Source organism: Pseudomonas thermotolerans DSM 14292 (assembly GCF_000364625.1).
Lineage (GTDB): Bacteria > Pseudomonadota > Gammaproteobacteria > Pseudomonadales > Pseudomonadaceae > Aquipseudomonas > Aquipseudomonas thermotolerans.
Genome location: NZ_KB822663.1, coordinates 1 through 1,730, shown reverse-complemented (window position 1 = coordinate 1,730; position 1,730 = coordinate 1). Strand labels below are relative to the sequence as shown.

Annotated in this window: 2 protein-coding genes; both read left to right on the top strand. The window is 44.6% G+C overall.

Annotated elements, in window-relative coordinates; all coding sequences use genetic code 11:
* Positions 1-176: 176 nt before the first annotated feature.
* Positions 177-1,190: a restriction endonuclease gene (locus H165_RS19480; protein ID WP_081609392.1), complete on the top strand. Its 1,014-nt coding sequence runs from the start codon at positions 177-179 to the stop codon at positions 1,188-1,190.
* A gap of 118 nt (positions 1,191-1,308) precedes the next feature.
* Positions 1,309-1,620: a hypothetical protein gene (locus tag H165_RS19475; protein ID WP_081609391.1), complete on the top strand. Its 312-nt coding sequence runs from the start codon at positions 1,309-1,311 to the stop codon at positions 1,618-1,620.
* Positions 1,621-1,730 lie beyond the last annotated feature (110 nt).

Here is a 1,730-nt window from a genome sequence, read left to right as displayed (position 1 = left end):
TGCGAGGTGCTCGCGGCGGCCAAAAAAGGAGAAATGAGTGGGCTATCTGGCCGGTTTTTGATCGACGGCCCGCTTTCAAAAGCAGCGAGGGCTGAGGTCGACCGGAAATACAGGGCTATTTCAGACCTTCCTTAGCATCGACGCGATCTAATCACTGTTATATCTAAGGGCTAGGTATGGGAGCAATTTGGTTTGATAAGCATGATTTTGCCGACCACCTACATGAGATTGTTGGCTATAAATCTGGGGTCGCCGCATCAATTGAGCATATGTGCGATCTACTTAGCGGAACAGGATTTGATGACGAAATTGTTTCTTCTGAGGAGCGCGGGATTCGAATTAGATCCGAAGATTATGACACCCTCTATTACACCCTTTTACATAAAATTGGGGTTACCGACAGACCGTTAGATGGGATATTTGAGATATTTAAAATATCGCGGGAAATGGAGCGTAGAAATGGTGCTGACTTCGCTCGCTCTATTCAAGATATTTATCGTCGACATATAGAGATTGAAACGAAGAAGGCTTTGCAAGGGGGAAGAAAATCATTAGACCCAGAGGGGATGATAAGAGAAGCCGTCCAGGTGCATGGAAAGGCAGGCTTAGATGCAATCATGACGCTGATTCAAGGGTATGATGACTTGATGAAGCATAGCCCACATACTGCAATGAAATTTCACCAGTACACTGAAATTGTAAATTTAGCAGATTTGTTCGAACAGTATAATCCAGTTGCAGAGAAGGGTGTATTCCTTGATCAGCGTTTTATAGACTTTCTTTCAAACAATCTTCAAAAACTGGGTGAAATACATTGGAGAAAATTTGAAGAATTAACTGCTGAATGCTTTCAGCGATTTGGTTATATTGTCGACCTAGGGCCCGGAAGTGATGACGATGGTGTTGATTTAAGAGTATGGAATAATGAAAAAGAGGGGACGCCCGAGTTTATTATTCAATGCAAGAGAGTTAAATCAAAAATTGATAAGGTTACGATTAAAGGATTGTACGCCGATGTATTGCATGAAGGATGTAAACTCGGGGTGCTGGTAACATCTTCTGAATTTAGCGTAGGGGCTCGTTCTACAATAGAAGCCCGAAGCTACCCCATAAAAGAAGTAAATAAAGACAGCCTTGCTAAGTGGCTCAAAGAACTCAGAACGCCAGGTTCGGGAATAGTGCGTGTGTAGAACCACAAGATATAACAATCGCAAGCACACGGAACAATTTTCCGCTTTGCTTCAAATTGTCCGGTGTTGCGGGCGTTAGGTGTCTCATAACTTAGTGGTAATAGCAAGGAGAAAGGCAATGAAAGACGAATTTGTCCAAGCGATTCAGAGCAAAAACAAGGTTCGCCTTACATTCCACTCGAAAGAGGATGGTCGCCCTCTCGTTAGAGTCTGTGCACCAATGGACTACGGCCCTAGTCGGCGTGCCAAAGATAAATCTGATCGATTTCATCTCTGGGATTACGAAAGTGACAGTGCTCAGCATGTGCTTAGCCTTCTTCCAAACCAAGTAATTCGCGTTGAGGTTCTTCCGGAGCTGTTTGATCCGGCAGAGTTCGTGACGTGGGATACTCAATGGTTTGTGCAGAGAGATTGGGGGCATTACTCGTAATCGCACCTAACACCTGGCGGATGCAGAAACTGAGTGCAACACAGTCATTGAATTGAAGCCGGAGTATCATGCCGCATAGCGATCGCTTTCTGCACGACCTCGCTCATGAC

Coding starts and splice junctions, on each gene's coding strand:
- H165_RS19480 (WP_081609392.1), top strand. CDS start 177: ATGGGAGCAATTTGGTTTGATAAGCATGATTTTGCCGACCACCTACAT.
- H165_RS19475 (WP_081609391.1), top strand. CDS start 1,309: ATGAAAGACGAATTTGTCCAAGCGATTCAGAGCAAAAACAAGGTTCGC.